Consider the following 18743-nt stretch of genomic DNA (forward strand, 5'->3'; position numbering starts at 1 on the left):
TCTCCACCGAATTCTGTTCAGCTGGCATCGGCCCGGAAGCGGACCTCATACCCGGTAAACTTGCGGATATTGATCACGCCGGTATCGAGAATCAGATACTGGCCCTTGACGCCCTCCAATACCCCTTCCACTTCCGGTGTCTTGTCCAGATTATGGGTTTTGATCTTCGACGGCCAGACTTCGACCGGATAACTGAGCCCGAGCCCGGATTCATCGACTTCCCGAATGGCGTCGTCACCATGCGCCTCACGCAACTCGGCGATATCCGTGGCAATCGCCGCCAGCATCTTCTGCCGCTCAGCCACCAAATCCAGTTCCGGCACGTCGCCCTTGAGCATGGCGCGCCAGTTCGTGCGGTCGGTGACGTGGCTCTTGCACGCCACCTCTACCAGACCCGCGATATACCGGGTTCGGACCCGGACCATGGGAATGGCCTCGACCGCGCCCTGGTCAATCCACCGGGTCGGCACCTGGGAAGCTCGGGTGATACCGACTTTGAGCCCGGAAGAATTGGCCAGGTACACCACATGTTCCACCATGCAGTTAGCCTCCCCCCACTCCGGCTCCCGGCAGGTGCCCAGATGGTAATGACACTTTTCAGGGCTCATGATACAGCTGTCACAGGCTGCGAGCTTTCGGAAACAGGGGTAGCAGTACCCCTGATTGAAGCTTTTGTTGGTCTTGCGGTCACAATGGATACAGCGGATAACCCCATCAAACTCGATCCTGATGGAGTGGCCGATCAGATCGTTGAGCGGAACCCGGGCATCTCCCACGGCGATGGTGTAGGAGACCGGCTGCCCGGCCTCAACCGGCATCTTGCGCAGCCGGCCGGTGACATCAATGGCTTCGCTCAAGACTTGACCTCTACGAACTGGTCCGGATCGATATCCTGGTTCTGGCCGGAGCTGAGCCGGACGGATGGATCGCAGGCAGTTCCTGCCTTGCTGCCGCGGTCCAGGTACCCCACCCGCTCGTCTTCAGGAACGTTGTGCTTGTTCTCGTAATAAATCACCGCTTCCAGGCTGATAGCGCGCTGTTCCGCGGTCATCTTGCGACCATCCGGCCACTTGCCCAGCTCGATGGACTGGCGGAGGTTCCGGTACACCGCCGGATCCAGTCTTTCGATCAGCTCTTCGTAAGTCATTCGGCTCTCCTGAAAAAACCTTTATAAAAATCGGCAGAATCGTTTGACAGACGCAAACGATAATAATTATCATTAGCACACCAAATGACAACGGTCGTATCATTTGGTCTCTCTCATCAGGAGCTAAACGCTCTCTTTACGCCCCGCCATCTGGCGGGGCTTTTTTATCCACTCACCCTTTCCTTACGGGCAAAACCAGCGCACAGAGCAATCCGGCGACAAAGCCACCCAGGTGGGCCTCGTTGGCCATCCTGCCCAGACCGAGCATTTCCGGCAATGGGGTAAAACCGAGAACCATCCAGATCACCGCAAAAGTCACCAGCGCGGGCGGAAACTGGAACCGGGGCGCCCGCTGCTGGCTCAGCCAGCAATAGCCGAGAACCCCGTACACCACGCCGGACAGCCCACCAAACAAAGGCCCGGACACCAGGTACTGCAAACCATTGGACAACAGACTGGTTACCAGGAACAGGGCAATGAGCCGACCCTTTCCGTCAAACCACTCGACCTGACTGCCCAGAAACCAGAGCATCACCGAATTGAAAATGATGTGGGTCCAGCTGAAATGCAGGAAATCCGGGGTAATCAGGCGCCAGACCTGACCGCTGGCTAGTGTGGTCATAAGCGCTTCAACGCGGCCGTTGAAGATGGTCCAGTCAAAATCACGGGGGTCCACCACCATTAATGCGGCGGACAGTTGATTGGAGCCCATGCCGGTTAGCCAGACCATCACGGCCGCAAACACGATCAGCCCCAGGACCAAGGGGGCGTGACGAGGCGCAGGCTGCCAGCGCCCTCCCACAAAGGCTGGAGAACGATTCTGGCTTGCCACCGCTTCCCTCAGGCCGGGCTCCGCGAGGTAACGCTCGAGGGCCGCCAGCACCGGCTCGGCATGCTCGGCATGAGCCAGCCAGAGCACCTGCTGCCCTCCTTCTTCTGTTATCCGGTGCTCCACGCCCTGATCCCCCAGCCAGCGACTGAAGTCAGCAAGGTTCACCGAGGTATCCAACTGCTTTACCCGATACAATTCTCACCTCATGATCAGGGGGGCTTCCCCACCGTTAGCGCGCAACACTGTCTTCACTGGTGGGGTACTCGGGAGCCTCTGGCCGCTCCACATCTACCCAGACAAACTTGTCCTGTGAAAGTGCCCGTTCGCCATCAAACCGGTAGGCAACCAACTTGCCGTACTTCACGGCACTGAAATCGATACAGGCCACATTGGACTTCAGCGGCGCAGGCGGTCCCTCCATCCAGTAATGGCCGACAAAGACCGGCGGCGCATCCAGCGGGTAACTGATCAGCTGCTTGCGTTCGTGATCGGTCAGCACACGTCGGGCCACTTCCGGCGGCAAGGGATCGGGCTGGAACACCACATCGGCGTACGTGTGGGGGTTATCCGCCCAGAACTTGGTCCGGAAAAATTCCCTCACGTAGCCATCCTTGCCGGTAATGGACATGCCTTCGGGCAGCCGCAGGTCTGTGCCCCGCAGGAGGGTATCCATCACCTGTCCGGCGAAAGACTCTATGGCTGCCGAGGCATGAAGGAAATCCTCGTCGATACAGGCACCATCCTGAACCTGCTTGAACTTCTCGATCAGATCACCATCCCAGCATGCGTGAACCACCCGGAAATCCTCTTCCTCGATAAACAGGGGGATAGTGTAGAACCACTCAAGAAACTCGTTCCATTCGTAGGGGTGGGCATCGAACTGCTCAAGCGTTTCCTTGATCAGTCGATCATGGCGCGGATTATGTTCCCGCAGCCAGGTCTTGCCACTGCCCGGGCGCGCACGGGTGCAATAACCCAGGGCATTGTATTCGTGGTTGCCCATGACGATCCGTGCGGAACCATGCTCAACCATGTCCCGGACCAGGTGCAGGGCTTCGCGGATACGCGGCCCCCGGTCAATGATGTCGCCAATGAAAATGGCCTGGCGACGGGGATGCTCGTAGACACCGTTGACCTTGCGGTAACCCATCTGGTCCAGAAGCTTTTCCAGCGTGTGGGCGCAACCGTGAATGTCGCCGATGATATCGAAACCGCGATTTGCGGAGGAACTCTTACCAGCCATGATCAGCTCGCTGCGATTTCACTTGCCCAGCCAAGCTTGTCACGGCAGGTGGCATAGAAGTTATGATCCGTCGGATGGATCAGGCGGATCTTGAACGGCTTTTTGGTGATCCGGATGATATCTCCGGGGGCACAGGAAATGTTCATCTGACCATCAAAACTGACCTGGGGGTAGGTCTCGTTGGTTTCTCCGATCACCAGTTTGATCTCACTCTTGCCGTCCACCACGATCGGGCGACTGCTCAGGGTATGGGGAAACATGGGTACCAGTGCGATGGCATCGAGCTTCGGATGCATGATCGGCCCGCCGGCTGACAGAGAATATGCCGTGGAACCTGTAGGAGTGGATACGATCAGGCCATCGGATCGCTGGCTGTAAACAAAGTGGCCGTCGATAAACAGGTCAAAGCCAATCATCCGTGTGGATTTGCCCGGATGCAACACTACGTCGTTCAGGGCACTGCCGAATCCGAGCGGCTGGCCGTTACGCTCAACGTTACCATCAAGCAGGAAGCGGGTTTCCTCAATGTACTCCCCTTCCAGCACCTTCCCGAGGCGCTCTTCCAGGTCCGAAGGGGATATGTCCGTCAGGAACCCGAGGCGTCCCCGGTTTACCCCCAGCAGGGGGATCTTGGACTTGGCCAGCTCGCGGGCAGCGCCCAGCAGGCTACCGTCACCACCGACAACAATCACTAGGTCGCAAATCTCGCCCAGCAGTTTCTTGCTGGCCACCTGCAGGCCATGGCCTGGGACCATTCCTGCAGTGTCCTCTTCCAGGATGACCTGGTAGTTCTGGGCAAGCAGGTACTGTTTGAGCTGTCTCAGCGTCTCCACCACCTTGACGCTGCCCATCCGTCCGATAACGCCGATATTCCTGAACTGATCCATGAAAATTCCTGTGCTCCCGGGATGCAGCAGGGCGAAGCATCTCCGCTACCCTGCAACGATGGCGTACAGTGTAACGAAAGTCAGCAGGATTCTGAAAAAAGATGCGAGGATCAGCTCTGGTGCTGCTCACAGCGGTCATCTACCCCCGGACGGAATTCCGTCGGCTGGCTGACTCGCATGATGGGTTCAGCGCACGGATCACCGTTTTCGTCGGTGTGGCGGCACACCGGGTTTTCGTAATGCTCAAGCCATTCCCGGTAAGCCGGTTCATTCATGCCACAGCGATCCGCGGCATAGGCCACAGGATTGTTGAAATAAGTATCAATGTCCTCGAACGGCAGGGTCACATGGCCCACGCCGGCATGATAGGCCACTAGAAAGACCGACTGCTTGCGCAGATGATCAAGGATGGAGTTCTCCGGCGGCTCCCGGTGGCGCAACTCCTGATTCTCTTCCTCCAGGGATACGATCTTTTCATCACGCATCTCCAGTTCACGCTGCTTGCGCTCAAGCTGTTCCCGGAGGAGAACCAGCTCGGCACCGACATTGGCATCATCCCGCTTCTTCTCTTCGTCAACGTTCCCGATCTGCTCCTGTATGGAGAGATACTGTTCGTTGCGCTCGGAGAGCCGCTTCTTCAACTGCTCACTGGTCAGTCGCTGACGCTCGTACTTCTGCTCCAGCTCCGCCATTTCACTGCGCAGGGACTGCATTTCATTGCGGTGCTCACGCTGAAGATCCGCCAGGGAGTCCCGATGCACACTCTGCAGGGTTTTGATACGCAGCCGCTGCTCACGAATCAGTTGTGCCAGCCGCGCGCGGTCCGCGGGGGATTGTGAGTCGTCGTCCTTCTCCTTTGCCGGCTCTTCCTTGGCTTTGAGGACAGGGATCTCTTCCTCGACAGGTTCCACCTTCTGAAACCTCAGGGTATTGCTTTCGACCGCCTTGCGGATAGCGAGAAAATGATTGTTTCCCGGCGTCATATCCGGATCCCACAGCTCGTTGGCGTATTTGGGATCCGGACACTGGCTACGACACACCAGACGAATGGGTCCCGCCCCCATATCCGGCCCCTTGGCACCCTCCTTCGCCAGCGCTTCAATGGGAATGTTCCAGCTGGTGTCGGCGCGTCCTTCGTCATCGAACCAGATCCTGAAGAACACCAGTGAGCGTACCAGCAGGTCGCCCCCGAGCTCGATCAGAACCGCCTTCACGTCCGTTTCCGCCAGGTCCGACAAACCGACATAACCATCGAGGAACGCGCCAAACTCGGTAGCGCGCATCTGTCGGGCAATACGCCCTTCCTCCATAAAAAACACGGCTGAGTAGCCATCGGTTGCCTGATCGGCAGAAACCATCATTCCATCTCCAGGATTCAGAAATTGGACACCCACACGCTCAGCATCCCCGGAGCGTTCCATCGGAAAATGCATCCAGCGGCATGCACCAATACCAGAAAGCCTACGGATAACCGTAGGCTTTCCAATAGTCTAGCCAGACAAATTTCGATGGACAGATAAAAACTGCAACGTTTTGTGATCAGATTTCCGCGGCCAACCGGCTGCCTTGATTGATCGCCCGCTTGGCATCGAGCTCAGCCGCCACATCGGCGCCACCAATCAGGTGAACAGGAAGTCCCGCAGCCTCCAGACCAGCCTGAAGTTCCCGCAGAGGCTCCTGGCCGGCACAGACGATGATGGTGTCCACGGGCAGCACCTTGTCCTCGCCTTTCTCGGCACCTTTCGGAGTCACGGTGATGTGCAGGCCATCGTTATCAATCTTGCGATAGGACACCCCGGGAACCATCTGCACATGACGGTTCTTCAGGGACGTACGATGAATCCAGCCGGTGGTCTTGCCCAGATTCTTACCGACCTTTGACGCCTTGCGCTGGAGCAGGTAAACCTCTCGGGCGGGCTCCGGTACTTCCGGGGTCACTCCCTGGATGCCACCGCGGTGCCCGACACTCAGGTCAACACCCCACTCCTTCATGAACTCGTTGGTGTCCAGGGAAGCGGAGGCGCCCCGATGCACGATGAACTCGGACACGTCAAACCCGATGCCACCGGCACCAATGACCGCGACCCTCTGGCCTACCGGTTTGCGCTCAAGCAGCGCATCCAGGTAGCCGATCACTTTCGGGTGATCAATACCTTCGATCTCCGGCACCCTTGGCTCAACGCCGGTGGCCAGTACCACCTCATCAAAGCCCCCGGCCTTCAGGTCATCGGCACTGACCCGGGTGTTGAGACGGACGTCCACACCGTGCTTGTCGAGCATCACCCGGAAGTAGCGGAGAGTCTCGTGGAACTCTTCCTTGCCCGGGATTTTCTTGGCGACATTGAACTGACCGCCAACCTCACTGCCGGCATCAAACAGGGTGACCTTGTGACCCCGCTCGGCTGCCACGGTCGCAAACGCTAAACCGGCAGGGCCGGCGCCAACCACGGCGATGGACTTCGGATTGGCTGTCTTCACGTAGGTCAGCTCGGTTTCGTGGCAGGCTCGGGGGTTGACCAGGCAGGAAGTCAGCTTGCCGCTGAAGGTATGATCCAGGCACGCCTGGTTACACCCGATGCAGGTGTTGATCTCGTCGGCCCGATCTTCAGCCGCCTTCAGGACCAGATCCGCGTCTGCCAGGAACGGGCGGGCCATCGAGACCATATCGGCATCCCCTTCGGCCAGAACCCTCTCGGCCACATCGGGCATGTTGATCCGGTTGGTTGTCACCAGCGGAATCCCGACTTCCCCCTTCAACCGGGCCGTCACCTTGGTGAACGCTCCACGCGGCACCGACGTGGCGATGGTGGGCACACGAGCTTCGTGCCAGCCGATGCCGGTGTTGATGATGGTGGCACCCGCCTTCTCGATCTCTTTGGCCAGGTGGACCACCTCTTCCCAGGTACTGCCATCCTCGATCAGGTCCAGCATGGACAGCCGGTAGATGATGATGAAGTTCTCACCGACCCGCTCCCGGACCCGGCGGACAATCTCGATCGGCAGGCGGATCCTGTTTTCGTAGCTGCCACCCCAACGATCAGTACGCTGGTTGGTGTGGGTGACAATGAACTGATTGATGAAGTATCCCTCGGAGCCCATGATCTCGACACCGTCATAACCCGCCCGCTGGGCCAGTGCAGCACAGTTCACATAGTCGTTGATCTGCTTCTCGATGCCCTCCTCGTCCAGCTCCTTGGGCTTGAACGGGTTGATCGGCGCCTGGATCGGCGACGGCGCCACCAATGCCGGCGAATAGGCATAGCGACCGGCATGGAGAATCTGCATGCAGATCTTGCCATCGGCCTCGTGCACTGCCTGAGTGATCACCTTGTGCCGATCGGACTCTTCCTCGGTGCTCATTTTGGCCGCATGCTGGAAGACCGCACCCTCTTCGTTGGGACCAATACCACCGGTCACAATCAGGCCGACGCCGCCGCGGGCGCGATCGGCATAAAACGCCGCCAGGCGATCAAAGCCGTTTTTGGCTTCCTCCAGGCCGGTGTGCATGGAGCCCATCAGGGTCCGGTTCCGGAGACGGGTAAAGCCCAGATCCAGCGGTTCCAGAAGGTTGGGGTATTTTTGCGTGCCCGGTGTTGCGGTCATCTTGATCTCCTCATATTGGCAGCAGCCTTGCAGCCGTCTTTCGTTATACGCCACAAAGTAGCGATCCCGCCGACCGCTCTCAATATCCTCAAACAACTTTATGTTATCCTTAGATGACATCCGAGCAGGAATGCCCCGTGAGAACACCGCCAAAGCCTGACAACCGCAACGCCCTCGGCGACATCAGCCTCCTGTACGTCTCGGTGTTGCTGCGTGCTGCGACGGAGGAAGGCGCAGATCACGAGGCGCTGGCGAGGCAATTCAACCTGGATGAGACCGCCCTGGCCTCCCCGGAAGCCAGGATCAGCATCCCCCGTTTCATGCGGATGGGAGAGGCAGCCATCAAGCTGACCGGCAACCGAGCGCTGGGACTGCGGATGGGGGCTTTATCCCGCCCGGTGGACGCCGGCCTGGCCGGCCTGGCGGCGGAGACCGCGCCGACCATTGGACAGGCACTGGTGAGACTGGTCCGTTATTCCCGGCTGACCAGCCAGAACAGTCGCGGCCATCCTGACACCAACCCCGACAAGCGGGAGGTCCGCTTCTACTCGATCCGCCCCTACAACCGATTCAACTACTTCGTCGTGGACTCGGTGCTCGCGGCCTGGACCCAACTGGCAAGGTCCCTGAGCGGGCGTTATGACGTGCTTGAGAAGGTGCGCATCGAATACCCCTCAATCGGCCTCGACGACCTTTTTGAAAGCTGGTTCCGTTGCCCGGTGGAATTCGGCGCCGCAGATAACAGCCTGACGCTCAAGGACGGTGCCTGGCGCCAACCGAGCAGCCAGGCGCACCCGGCCATGCACGAGCAACTCTGCATGATGTGCGAACGCGAACTGGAAAGGATCAAGCGGGGCTGGAACACCTCGGACCGGGTGCGGCACCTGATGACACCCCTGTTCCGCGGGGAAACACCGGGGCTGGAAACGGTTGCGGCCCGGCTCGGCACCTCCCCCTGGACATTGCAGCGGCAGCTGGCGGCAGAGGGCACCAACTTCCGGCTGCTACTGGATCAGACCCGACAACAGCTGGCACTGGATTATCTCAAGGAAACCAACAGCTCCCTGTCGGAGATTGCCTGGTTACTGGGGTTTGCCAATCCGCCGGCCTTTCACAAAGCCTACCAGCGCTGGTTCGGCGTCAGCCCCGGCGAACATCGGCGGCAAATGCAGGCACACAGAGAAGCAGAGGATTAAGCGGAAACCGGATTAAAGCTCCGTGGCGTCGTCGATGAACTCGCCATCGTCCTCGCATTCGTCCAGGCGGATTTCCAACAGCTCTTCTTCATAGTCAGACATGACGTTACCCTCGTGCGAACTTTAACCGCCAAGGTAAACACTTCGTATGACAGGAACATTTCAGGACCCGGAACGGGTCAGGAACAAATCAAGGGGGGGGGGAGAAAAAAATGGCGGAGCGGACGGGACTCGAACCCGCGACCCCCGGCGTGACAGGCCGGTATTCTAACCAACTGAACTACCGCTCCGCGTGGGCTATCACCCATGCCTCGTAAGGCTTGCAACCTTGTCTGTGGCTGCTCGGTGACAACGAGGGCGCATTATAAAGACGCCCCCGATCATGTCAACGTTTTTTCTGAAAAAAAGTCCGAAAAAGTTTTCTTACATGGCGTCGACCAGGGCGTCTTTACCCTGGGCTGTCTTGCGGTACTCGATCGGAGTCATCCCGGACCAGCGCTTGAAAGCCCGATAGAAGGTACTGGGCTCGGAGAAACCGGTCAGATAGACAATCTCGTCGATGGATTCGTCCGTGGTGGCCAGCAACTGCCTGGCAAGGCGGTAACGGAAATCCGCCAACACCTGGTTGAAACTGGTTTCAGCTTCGGTCAACCGGGTCCGGAGCGTCCGAGGTTTGATGCCCAGGCGCTCGGCAACCGCATCGAGGGTCACCTCGCCACTGTCCAGTAACTCGGCGACAATCCGCTCCACCTGCCCCACGATGTCTTTCTTTTCCAGACGCGCGACCTGCTCGCTGGCAAAGCGCTCATGGAGATCGAGCAGTTCAGGTTCGGCATGGGGAGATGCATGGGACAGGAGCTTGGCCGGGAAATACAGACGATTCTCTGGGGCGCCAAACACCACATCACAGCCCAGAACCTCCCGGGCGTGTTCCTGCCCTTCCTCCCGCTCATGTTCAAACTCGATGCGCGAGGGGTAGAAGTTGTCGTCGGTAACGGACCGGAAAAAGGTAATCAGGCCCTGGACAAAGCATTCATTGAAGTGCTTCAGGCGGCGGACGGCATCAGAAGCGGCGTCCAGCACCATACAGGCGTTATCGCCCTCGATGAAAAAGTCGGTATTGGCCGCATCGCTCAGCAGGCGCTGGTAGTTCTGGGCCCGGCGCAGGCCTTCGCCGAACGTTGGACTGCTGAGAAACAGGTACTCGAGCACCTGCCCCTTGTAGGCAGGCAGCAACGGCCCGAGATGCAACCCGACGTCCGGATCACCCGACACGTCCTCAACGGCCTGCCAGAAGTAAAGTTGAGCACTGTGAGGCGTGCGCAACTGATCGGTGTATACGTAACTTTCATCTACGCCCAGGCGACTGAAGATGGCATCGGTATCGATACCCCGTTTCTTCATTGCCTCGTAAATCAGGCGCAACATCACTCCCGCGTCACGAAGTTCCTGCATATGATCCCGCTTTTATTTTTTATGGGTACTACCTTGACCGGTCGGACAACCGGCCGGGCTCGCCAAGTCAATGCCTGTTCTGGACGGGTTTGCCAGACTCTAAGACCATCGTCTTATATTAGAGCATATCAGGCCACAAGGAGACCTGCACCATGCCAAACCCACTGATTTTCCACCACACACCACCGCCACTGGTGCCGCTGTTTGCAAAAGCCCTGCTTCCGAAACAGGCGGGCGCGGGGGGAGAGCCTGAAATTCCGGCACTTGAAGCACATCTTCTGGGCGCCTCAACCATCACCCGCCAATTGCGAACTTACAGGGAGGTCTGCGGTTTCGGTCAGCATACCCACACCCCGATAACCTGGCCACACATCCTGGCTTTCCCGCTGCACCTCAAGCTGCTCACCGAGCCGGAGTTCCCCCTCCCCTTGCTGGGCCTGGTTCATTTGCGCAATACCATCACCCAGCAACGCCCCATTGGCGAGGGCGAATCCCTGGACCTCACCGTCGGGCTCGCCAACCAGCAACGCACCGACCGCGGTATCGAATTTGACCTGGTTACCGAGGCCCGCTCTGCCGGAACGCTGGTCTGGGAAGAGACCAGCACCAACCTTTTCCGCCGAAAACACGGCAACAGCAAGCCCGGCGCCAAACCGACGCCACCGGAACTGGAACGTTATCCGGAGACGGTGACCCTAAAGGCACCTGAATCGATCGGACGGCAGTACGGGTCGGTTTCCGGGGACCGCAACCCCATTCACATGCACGCCCTGACCGCCAGGGCGTTCGGGTTTCCGAGGGCCATTGCCCATGGCATGTGGAGTCAAGCCCGGGTACTGGCGCTGCTGGAGCAGCAGGAAGGCTGGAGGGATGGCGCCCTGAGAGTGAGCTGTCAATTCAAGAAGCCCCTGTTCCTGCCGGGCACTGCGCAACTGAACTGGCATACCGGGGAAGCGGGCTGGGACTACCAGCTCCTGAACAGCAATGGGGACGCGCCGCACCTGAGCGGGCGCATCGACTGGCTCTGACGTTAACCGGCTTTGTCCGGGGCCCTACAGGGCTCGCCCTCGGCACCGGCAACCGGCAAAGTGAAGAAGAATCGGGCGCCACCGCCTTCGGGGCGCTCGAAGCCAATGTCACCGCCCTGGGCCTGGATGAGTGAACGGCAGGTTGCCAGCCCGATCCCCATACCCTCATCCTTGGTGGTGTAGAAAGGGTGGAACAGCTTTTCTTCGGCGCTTTCCGGCAATCCGACGCCATGGTCGCGGACTTCAACCCGAACGCAGCTATTTCCCGCCAGGTGGGCACTCACTTCAACCGGTACCGAGGAATCTGCCGAGCGCGTTGCTTCAAGCGCGTTGCGGATCAGGTTGAGGGCAACTTGCTGAACCTGGATCGGATCGGCCAGAACTTCCGGCAGATCCTCGTCGACAGTCACCTCAATACCGCCCTCGTTGTTGCGCATATCCACCTCCGCAAACTGACGGGTATCTTCCAGCAGCGCAGGCACGGACAACACTTCCTTGCCGGTCGCCGGCTTCTTCATGAACCGGCGGATCCGGCGTATGATCTCGCTGGCCCGGTGAGACTGGGCCTCGATCTTGTCGAGGGTTTCCTGCAAGAGGGGAAGATCCGGAGACTCCTTGCCCATCATACGCTTGGCGACACGGGCGTAATTGGTAATCGCCGTAAGGGGTTGATTCACCTCGTGGGCGAAACCGGCCGCCATTTCACCCATGGTGGTCAGGCGCGAAGTATGGGCCAGCTGGTCACGCTGCTCCTGGACAAGTTCCCGCGCCTCCTGAAGCTCCCTCTCACTCTCCAGTTCCGCGGTGATGTCGCGGAACACCACAACAGCACCGTGGAGTTCGTCGTTATCCAGCTTCGGCGTGGCGCGGTACTCGGCCGGAAAACCGGAGCCGTCCATTCGCAACATCCGGATATCCCTCTGCGCCTCCGCCTGGCCCTGGCGGCAGGTCATCTGCACCGGAAGCCCGTCCGGGCTGTCCGAGGCAGTGGCAAAATGGGTATTGAAGAAATTCCGGCCGATCAGCTCTTCAACCGGAACACCGGCAATGTGACCGGCGGCCGGGTTGGCAAACTCGATGATACCGTTCTCGTCGAGCCCGTAGATGCCTTCATTGATGGAGTTGAGGATACGGGTCTGATCGCCCTGCAGCTCCCGGTTACGGGCCTGCAGTTCGCGCTCGAGCCGGATGACCCGGGCATGGGTCTTGACCCGGGCAATGACTTCCTGGGACTGGAAAGGTTTGGATATATAATCGGCCCCGCCGAGACTGAACCCCTTGACCTTGGCCTGCAAATCATCGAGCGCGGACAGGAACACCACAGCGCAATCGGCCGTCTGGGGATCAGCCTTGAGGCGTTGGCACACCTCGTAACCGTCCATCTCCGGCATCATGATATCCAGCAGGATCACTTCCGGCTGATGCCGGTGGGCAAGGTCCAGGGCCTTCTCGCCTTCATTGGCAATCAGTAGCCGGTAACCTTTGTCTTTCAGGGTTTCGTAGAGGACTTTCAGGTTCTGCGGGTTGTCATCAACCAGCAAAACCGTCACCTCGGAGTTCTCACTGACAGCTTCAGTCATACAAACGTGGCCGATTAGAAACGTCCGGCTATGATGCCGGCACCACCCCGTTTAGTCGATAAGGTCCTTTACGGACAAGACCATACGAACCAGATGGGCCAGGGAATGGGTGCCCATCTTGTGCATGACCCGGGAACGGTGTATCTCCACCGTGCGCTGACTGATCTCCAGCTCGATCGCGATCACCTTGTTCGCCTGCCCTGCAATCATGCGGTCCATGATCTCGTGTTCCCGGGGTGTGAGGCTCTTGATGCGACGGATGATTTCCTGTTTCTCGTCCAGGGATTTGCGCTGCTCACGATCCTGTTCCAGGGCCGCCTCGATCTTCTCCAGCAACGCCTCCTCGCGGTATGGCTTCTGGATGAAGTCAACGGCCCCCTCCTTCATGGCATCTACCGCCATCGGGACATCACCGTGACCGGTAACAAAGATGATCGGCAGGATAGAGTGCTTCTCGTTCAACTTCTTCTGCAGCTCCATGCCATCCATACCTGGCATCCGGATATCCAGCACGATACAGCCGGCCATTTGGTCGGAATAATCCTTGAGAAAAGCATTGGCGCTCTCGTAGGTTTTCACTGGCTTACCGTCGGATTTCAACAGCAGCTCCAGCGAATCCCGCACCGCCTCGTCGTCCTCTACTACGTATACCGCCTGCTGGATATCAGTCATGGGTGTGTTCTCTCCTGTCCGTTTTCTTGTCTTGTCCGGTCAGTGAATTGACGGATCCTTGTGTTCGTATTTGGCGTGTTCCTGCCGCTCGTGTTCACGCATTTTTTCAAGCCGTTGCTGGATAATGCCAAAAACACTCTGCTTCGGGTACCGACCCTTCTTGTCGGCCTTTCCGGCCGGGCAGCCAAGCAACAAGGCAATGGCCTCTTCCACGTGGGACACGGCATAGACCGCAAACCGGCCATCCCGGACGGCCTGGACCACTTCGCTGTCGAGCATCAGGTTCTGGACATTGGTGGCGGGCACGACCACTCCCTGGGTTCCGGTGAGCCCGCCCTTCATCTGACAGGTCGCGTAGAAACCTTCCACTTTTTCGTTCACGCCGCCAATGGGCTGCACTTCCCCGAACTGGTTAACCGATCCGGTAATGGCCAGATCCTGCCGCACCGGTACACCCGAGAGCGAAGAAACCAGGGCACACAGCTCCGCCAGGGAGGCGCTATCACCCTCCACTTCGCCGTAATTCTGCTCAAAGGTAAGGCTGGCCGAGAGATGCATCGGATCCTCGACCGCAAACCGTGACGACAGCCAGGAAGTAAGGATCATCACTCCCTTGGAGTGGATGTTGCCACCGAGCTTCACGTCACGCTCGATGTCCATGACACCGCCATCTCCATAGTAGCAGGTTGCCGTAACCCTGTTGGAAAGACCGAATTCGAAGCCCCCGGTAGACAATACGGACAGCGCGTTGACCTGGCCCACACAACTGCCGGTAGTGGTTACCAGGGTTGAACCATCGCGGATCGAATCGTAGAACTGGTCCCGGATCCGGCTGCTGCGGTAGCGGGCGCTCTCCAGTGCCCGCTCGACATGAACCTCGGTGATCAGACGGGCCTTGGCCTGGCGGGCCCAGAAATCCGATTCGCGCAGCAGGTTGGCGATGTCGGCCGCGTGCAGCGACAGACGATTCTGGTGCTCCGCCATCCGCGCGCTATGTTCGATGATCCGCGCCACGGCCTTGTTGGTGCAATGCAGCAGCTTCTTTTCCACCACCAGACTGGCGATGAACTTGGCATACAGCAGCTGGCTGTCGTCGGTGCGGTACATCTCGTTCTCGAAGTCCGCCGTCACCCGGAACAGTTCGGCAAACTCGGAGTCATACTCCTGCAGCAGCAACCAGGTTTCCCGGTCCCCGAACAGGACAATCTTCACATCCAGCGGTACCGCCTCGGGCTCGATGGAAATGGTTCCGGACAGGGTCATCTCCCGCTCCAGGGAATTGATCTGCAGGGCGCGTGAACGCAATGCCCGCTTGAGACCATCCCAGACAAACGGCTGCTCCAGGACCTTGATGGCGTCCATCAGCAGATAGCCGCCATTGGCCCGGTGCAGACTGCCCGGCCGGATCAGCGAGAAGTCGGTGAACACCGTGCCCTTGTAAGTGACATTTTCGACGTACCCAAACAGGTTGTGATACGTGGGATTGTCCTCGACCACTACCGGCACTTCGTTGGTTTTCTGGTGCACCAGCAGATTGATCAGATACCGGCGGGGCATCTTCTTGTCCAAAGAGGCATAGGCGATGGCCGCTTGCTCATCGTTGTCCTCGAGGAAGATGTCCAGATTTTCCACCAGATCGGTACGCACGGCCTCCAGATAACCCACCACGTCCGGCAGGTCCTTGTACTTCTCCTCCAGCTCATCAATCTGGTGACCGGAAATACTCTCCAGGGTCTCCTGGTTCAGGGCCTGCTGATTCTCGGCATACTCCTGCTCCCAGTCAGCAATCCTGCGCAAGGCCTGGCGAAGCCTTTTCTCAAGCCTGTTGATAGAGTCTTCGAATTTGTCGCGCTGCTCTTCGGTCAGGGCCTGGAAGGTTTCCGCCGTGTGAGGCTCATCGCCGTTCATCGCCACCAGCCGATAGCCTCCCGGCGTCGAGACCGTCAGTCGCACTTTTTTGCGCTTGGCCTGGGCAGCGACTTTCTCGAGTTCGTCCTCCTGCTTCTTGGCATACTCGTTCTTGAGTTGCTCGGAACGCTCGAGGAAGCTGTCACTGTCAAAAGTCTGGGGAATGACCTTGACCAGACGGGCCATCAGCTTTTCCATGTCCTGCTTCAGCTGGGTCCCCTTGCCGGCAGGCAGCTGTAACAGCTTTGGCACTCGCGGCTCTTCAAAATTGGCGACATAGCACCAGTCATGACTCTGCTGTTCGGTATCAACATGATGCTCCAGATAGCGGAGCATCATGGTACGTTTGCCCAGCCCGTTACGTCCTACCGCATAGACGTTGTAGCCACCGTGAGGCATTGCCAGAGCAAACCGGACGGCTTCCTGTGCACGGTTCTGGCCAACAATCTCCGCCAGGGGTTCCAACTGCCGGGTGGTTTTGAACGGCAGGTCTTTCAGTACGCAGGCCTTGTACAGCTGATGCAGAGGCAATGACTTCAATTTGTGTTCCTGTAACAGTCAGAATGCGTTGGTGATTTATCGTGTTGTTTGGCCGCCCATTGTAGATATTGCGGGCCGCCATGTCGCGTTTCGGCCGAAGTTTTAGCGATCGGGGCTCGGTCGGGTTTTGTTAACCAGCGCACAAATCAACGGCTGGTTATTTTTCAGGCGCCGGTCCGGGCACTAAACTTCTACTCCCGGCCACGGTTCAGGCCAGCACAAGACAAGAAACGCAACGGATGCACAGTTATGACGCATGGTTCCGCAGATCGAAGAATCAAGGATCGCTACCCGGCCTCATGCCTGAAGGTGTGCTTACAGGAACGACGCCTGTTTGGCGGTGGCAGGAATGCCATCGCGGTTACCTGCCTTGATCTCAACCGTTACGGTATGGCGGTGCTGTGCCCCAGACCGATGGTTACCGGGGCGCGGCTGCTTCTGGACCTGCAGGGGAAATACATCAACGAGTCAAGGGTCGGCGCTCGGGTCGTCGATTGCCAGCCGTTTCAGGCCGGGTATCGGGTCAGCGTCCAGTTCAGCTATTGCCTGGACAAAAGGGCTTACTCCCGGGCCATGGACAACGCCCTGTCCCGAATCGAAGGTTTTTACAACCGACTCGCCAGCTAGATCAGCCCGGCATCCAGACTCGCTGCCACGTACAGTCCAAGCTCCCGGCACTGCTCCTCGAACGCGTCGCGATATTCTCCGCGGCAGATCAATGGATCCTGAACGAGCTTCCATCGCAATCCGGTGGTGATGCTCTGTATAGCCCGATTGGTGCCGGTCCCATCGTGCCCGGCACGGATGTAATAAGCAAAGGGCAAGGCCTGGGTCTGCTCAAGGCAGGGATAGTAGCTGCGGTCGAAAAAATCTTTCAGCGCCCCACTCATGTAACCCAGGTTTTCGGTGGTACCCAGGATGATGGCATCGCAGCCGAGGACATCATCGGGACCGGCGTCCAGTGGCGCTTTGACCACCACCTCGACCGCCTCGATGTCTTGGTGGCGGGCGCCGTTTTCGACGGCGTTCCGAAGTCGGAGAGTGTTCGGGGAAGGCGCGTGGGCAACGATCAGCAGTCGCTTCATGGCATCTTATCCTCTTCGTTCCCGATCCCGTCGGGAGTTACCGAAAGTGAAGCCCCAATTCGAGTACCGCCAGGACATCAGAGTCAATAATAGAGGCGACCTCAACCCGCAAAAAAACGGGCCGGCGAAAGCGGCCCCGGTTTTCAGCAATCACTACTCCACATCACGGCTACTGTTGCCTGGCTCCCGTAAACACGCTTTCCTGAACCAGATCTCCACCTGGATCCTCTGCTGCATTCAAACGGAATTTGATATCGACAAGGGAAGATTGTAATTCGTCGGGGTTTGCAGCAACAGACACCGGTTGTTCCAACCGCTCACCAGGCCCGACATAGAACCGGGTATCGTCTATTAATGTCAGTCCGGCCACTCCCGATACCGAAAGTGTAAACGCCTGAGCGTGATGGCTCTTATTGAGAACGGTCAGTACGTAGCTGTTTTCTATCTGTCCATAGTCATTGTAACGGAACAAACCACGGTCCTTGGTCACGTCAAAGGATGCCATCGGCCGCGACACCATTGCCCACACCAGAATGGCAATAAATGAAACCAGCAGCACGCCATACGCAACCAACCTGGGCCGGAAAATTCGCAGCGGGCCACCCTCCTGCAGAGCCCTTTCACTCGTGTAGCGAATAAGTCCCGTCGCATACCCCATCTTATCCATGATGGAATTGCACGCATCAATGCAAGCCGCACAGCCAATACACTCCATCTGAAGACCATCACGAATATCAATCCCGGTGGGGCACACCTGGACACACATATGACAGTCGATACAGTCACCGAGGCCCTGTGACAAATAATCCGAACCGGGCTTGCGAGCGCCTCGACTCTCCCCTCGTGCAGCATCGTAGCTGATTACCAGCGAATCCTTATCCAGCATGGACGACTGGAACCGACCATAGGGACACATATGTACGCATACTTTCTCCCGAAGCCAACCCGCATTGAGGTACGTGGCGGCAGTAAAGAAAAACACCCAGAATGCGGCGGCCCCACTCACCTCGAGCGTTAATATGTTCGTGACCAGTTCGCGAATTGGCGTAAAGTAGCCGACGAAGGTAACAGCGGTCGCGAGGCTGAGAACAATCCAGAGACCATGTTTGATTGTACGTTTGCAGAGCTTCGCTACGGACAAAGGAGCCTGATCGAGTTTTTTGCGCTGATTGCGATCGCCTTCCGTAACCCTCTCTGCCCACATGAATATCCACATCCACACGCTTTGGGGGCAGGTATAACCACACCAGACCCGCCCGGCCATGACGGTCAGAAAGAACAGCCCAAAAGCGCAGATGATCAGGATGGCAGACAAGAGAACCAGGTCTTGCGGCCAGAAGGTACTACCAAAAATGTGGAACTGCTTTTCCGTCAGGTCCCAGAGTACGGCCTGCCGGCCGCCCCAGGATAACCATACAGTTCCGAAGAACAGGATGAAGAGCAGCGCCCCCCCGGCGATTCTTATGCGTCGGAAGAATCCACGGAACTTTCGGGGGTGGATCTTGCTACCCGCAACCGCATCAGTGGCAAGATTGCGAACTGGAATGGAAGTGCTCATCGGACATTC

The 18743-nt window shown here is 58.3% G+C and carries 16 protein-coding genes and 1 tRNA gene; 3 read left to right on the forward strand and 14 right to left on the reverse strand.

Features of this window, described 5'->3' with window-relative positions:
- Nucleotides 1-17: 17 nt before the first annotated feature.
- The 7 genes from MD273_RS17825 to MD273_RS17855 form a co-directional block, all read right to left on the reverse strand.
- Nucleotides 18-857, reverse strand: coding sequence for a DUF2797 domain-containing protein (locus MD273_RS17825; RefSeq protein ID WP_239039141.1), 840 nt, complete (start codon nt 855-857; stop codon nt 18-20).
- On the reverse strand, nt 854-1147 hold the full coding sequence (locus tag MD273_RS17830; RefSeq protein ID WP_239039142.1) for a YeaC family protein: 294 nt from the start codon (nt 1145-1147) through the stop codon (nt 854-856). The genes MD273_RS17825 and MD273_RS17830 overlap by 4 nt, the downstream gene beginning before the upstream one ends.
- A gap of 172 nt (nt 1148-1319) precedes the next feature.
- Nucleotides 1320-2174, reverse strand: a complete 855-nt coding sequence (locus MD273_RS17835) for a rhomboid family intramembrane serine protease (RefSeq protein WP_251068362.1) — start codon at nt 2172-2174, stop codon at nt 1320-1322.
- 34 nt (nt 2175-2208) lie between these two features.
- Complete coding sequence (locus MD273_RS17840) at nt 2209-3222, reverse strand: metallophosphoesterase (RefSeq protein WP_239039144.1); 1014 nt, start codon at nt 3220-3222, stop codon at nt 2209-2211.
- Between the two features lie 2 nt (nt 3223-3224).
- Complete coding sequence (locus MD273_RS17845) at nt 3225-4109, reverse strand: NAD(+) kinase (RefSeq protein ID WP_239039145.1); 885 nt, start codon at nt 4107-4109, stop codon at nt 3225-3227.
- A 110-nt stretch (nt 4110-4219) separates the two neighbouring features.
- Nucleotides 4220-5467, reverse strand: coding sequence for a DNA repair protein (locus MD273_RS17850; RefSeq protein WP_239039230.1), 1248 nt, complete (start codon nt 5465-5467; stop codon nt 4220-4222).
- A 181-nt stretch (nt 5468-5648) separates the two neighbouring features.
- A complete protein-coding gene (locus MD273_RS17855) occupies nt 5649-7712 on the reverse strand; it encodes an NADPH-dependent 2,4-dienoyl-CoA reductase (RefSeq protein WP_239039146.1) in 2064 nt (687 codons plus the stop codon).
- 137 nt (nt 7713-7849) lie between these two features.
- On the opposite strand from MD273_RS17855, the gene MD273_RS17860 reads away from it, so the two are divergent.
- Complete coding sequence (locus MD273_RS17860) at nt 7850-8908, forward strand: AraC family transcriptional regulator (protein ID WP_239039147.1); 1059 nt, start codon at nt 7850-7852, stop codon at nt 8906-8908.
- Between the two features lie 213 nt (nt 8909-9121).
- Here MD273_RS17860 and MD273_RS17865 read toward each other — a convergent pair.
- Nucleotides 9122-9198 (reverse strand) — tRNA-Asp (locus tag MD273_RS17865).
- Nucleotides 9199-9331: 133 nt separating this feature from the next.
- Nucleotides 9332-10363 (reverse strand): AraC family transcriptional regulator, encoded by a 1032-nt coding sequence (locus MD273_RS17870; RefSeq protein WP_239039148.1) that lies wholly within the window; start codon nt 10361-10363, stop codon nt 9332-9334.
- A 152-nt stretch (nt 10364-10515) separates the two neighbouring features.
- Between MD273_RS17870 and MD273_RS17875 the strand changes: the two genes are divergently transcribed.
- Nucleotides 10516-11391, forward strand: a complete 876-nt coding sequence (locus MD273_RS17875) for a MaoC family dehydratase (RefSeq protein WP_239039149.1) — start codon at nt 10516-10518, stop codon at nt 11389-11391.
- 2 nt (nt 11392-11393) lie between these two features.
- Here the strand turns inward: MD273_RS17875 and MD273_RS17880 are convergent, their stop codons facing one another.
- From MD273_RS17880 to MD273_RS17890, 3 genes are read right to left on the reverse strand one after another with little or no spacing between them, the layout of a single operon-like run.
- Nucleotides 11394-12971 (reverse strand): ATP-binding response regulator, encoded by a 1578-nt coding sequence (locus tag MD273_RS17880; RefSeq protein ID WP_239039150.1) that lies wholly within the window; start codon nt 12969-12971, stop codon nt 11394-11396.
- Between the two features lie 51 nt (nt 12972-13022).
- Entirely contained in the window at nt 13023-13643 is a 621-nt protein-coding gene (gene fixJ / locus MD273_RS17885) for a response regulator FixJ (protein ID WP_239039151.1), read from the reverse strand.
- 39 nt (nt 13644-13682) lie between these two features.
- On the reverse strand, nt 13683-16091 hold the full coding sequence (locus MD273_RS17890; RefSeq protein WP_239039152.1) for a Lon protease family protein: 2409 nt from the start codon (nt 16089-16091) through the stop codon (nt 13683-13685).
- 249 nt (nt 16092-16340) lie between these two features.
- On the opposite strand from MD273_RS17890, the gene MD273_RS17895 reads away from it, so the two are divergent.
- On the forward strand, nt 16341-16718 hold the full coding sequence (locus MD273_RS17895; protein WP_239039153.1) for a PilZ domain-containing protein: 378 nt from the start codon (nt 16341-16343) through the stop codon (nt 16716-16718).
- Here MD273_RS17895 and MD273_RS17900 read toward each other — a convergent pair.
- Together MD273_RS17900 and ccoG are read right to left on the reverse strand one after the other, a co-directional pair.
- On the reverse strand, nt 16715-17176 hold the full coding sequence (locus MD273_RS17900; RefSeq protein WP_239039154.1) for a flavodoxin family protein: 462 nt from the start codon (nt 17174-17176) through the stop codon (nt 16715-16717). The two genes, MD273_RS17895 and MD273_RS17900, sit on opposite strands and share 4 nt — an antisense overlap.
- 169 nt (nt 17177-17345) lie before the next feature.
- Nucleotides 17346-18734, reverse strand: coding sequence for a cytochrome c oxidase accessory protein CcoG (gene ccoG, locus MD273_RS17905; RefSeq protein WP_239039155.1), 1389 nt, complete (start codon nt 18732-18734; stop codon nt 17346-17348).
- Nucleotides 18735-18743 lie beyond the last annotated feature (9 nt).

This window comes from Marinobacter sp. C7, assembly GCF_022343555.1.
In the GTDB taxonomy this organism is placed as follows: Bacteria; Pseudomonadota; Gammaproteobacteria; order Pseudomonadales; family Oleiphilaceae; genus Marinobacter.

Coding starts and splice junctions, on each gene's coding strand:
- MD273_RS17875 (WP_239039149.1), top strand. CDS start 10,516: ATGCCAAACCCACTGATTTTCCACCACACACCACCGCCACTGGTGCCG.
- MD273_RS17845 (WP_239039145.1), bottom strand. CDS start 4,109: ATGGATCAGTTCAGGAATATCGGCGTTATCGGACGGATGGGCAGCGTC.
- ccoG (WP_239039155.1), bottom strand. CDS start 18,734: ATGAGCACTTCCATTCCAGTTCGCAATCTTGCCACTGATGCGGTTGCG.
- MD273_RS17840 (WP_239039144.1), bottom strand. CDS start 3,222: ATGGCTGGTAAGAGTTCCTCCGCAAATCGCGGTTTCGATATCATCGGC.
- MD273_RS17830 (WP_239039142.1), bottom strand. CDS start 1,147: ATGACTTACGAAGAGCTGATCGAAAGACTGGATCCGGCGGTGTACCGG.
- MD273_RS17855 (WP_239039146.1), bottom strand. CDS start 7,712: ATGACCGCAACACCGGGCACGCAAAAATACCCCAACCTTCTGGAACCG.
- MD273_RS17870 (WP_239039148.1), bottom strand. CDS start 10,363: ATGCAGGAACTTCGTGACGCGGGAGTGATGTTGCGCCTGATTTACGAG.
- MD273_RS17895 (WP_239039153.1), top strand. CDS start 16,341: ATGACGCATGGTTCCGCAGATCGAAGAATCAAGGATCGCTACCCGGCC.
- MD273_RS17880 (WP_239039150.1), bottom strand. CDS start 12,971: ATGACTGAAGCTGTCAGTGAGAACTCCGAGGTGACGGTTTTGCTGGTT.
- MD273_RS17850 (WP_239039230.1), bottom strand. CDS start 5,467: ATGGTTTCTGCCGATCAGGCAACCGATGGCTACTCAGCCGTGTTTTTT.
- fixJ (WP_239039151.1), bottom strand. CDS start 13,643: ATGACTGATATCCAGCAGGCGGTATACGTAGTAGAGGACGACGAGGCG.
- MD273_RS17900 (WP_239039154.1), bottom strand. CDS start 17,176: ATGAAGCGACTGCTGATCGTTGCCCACGCGCCTTCCCCGAACACTCTC.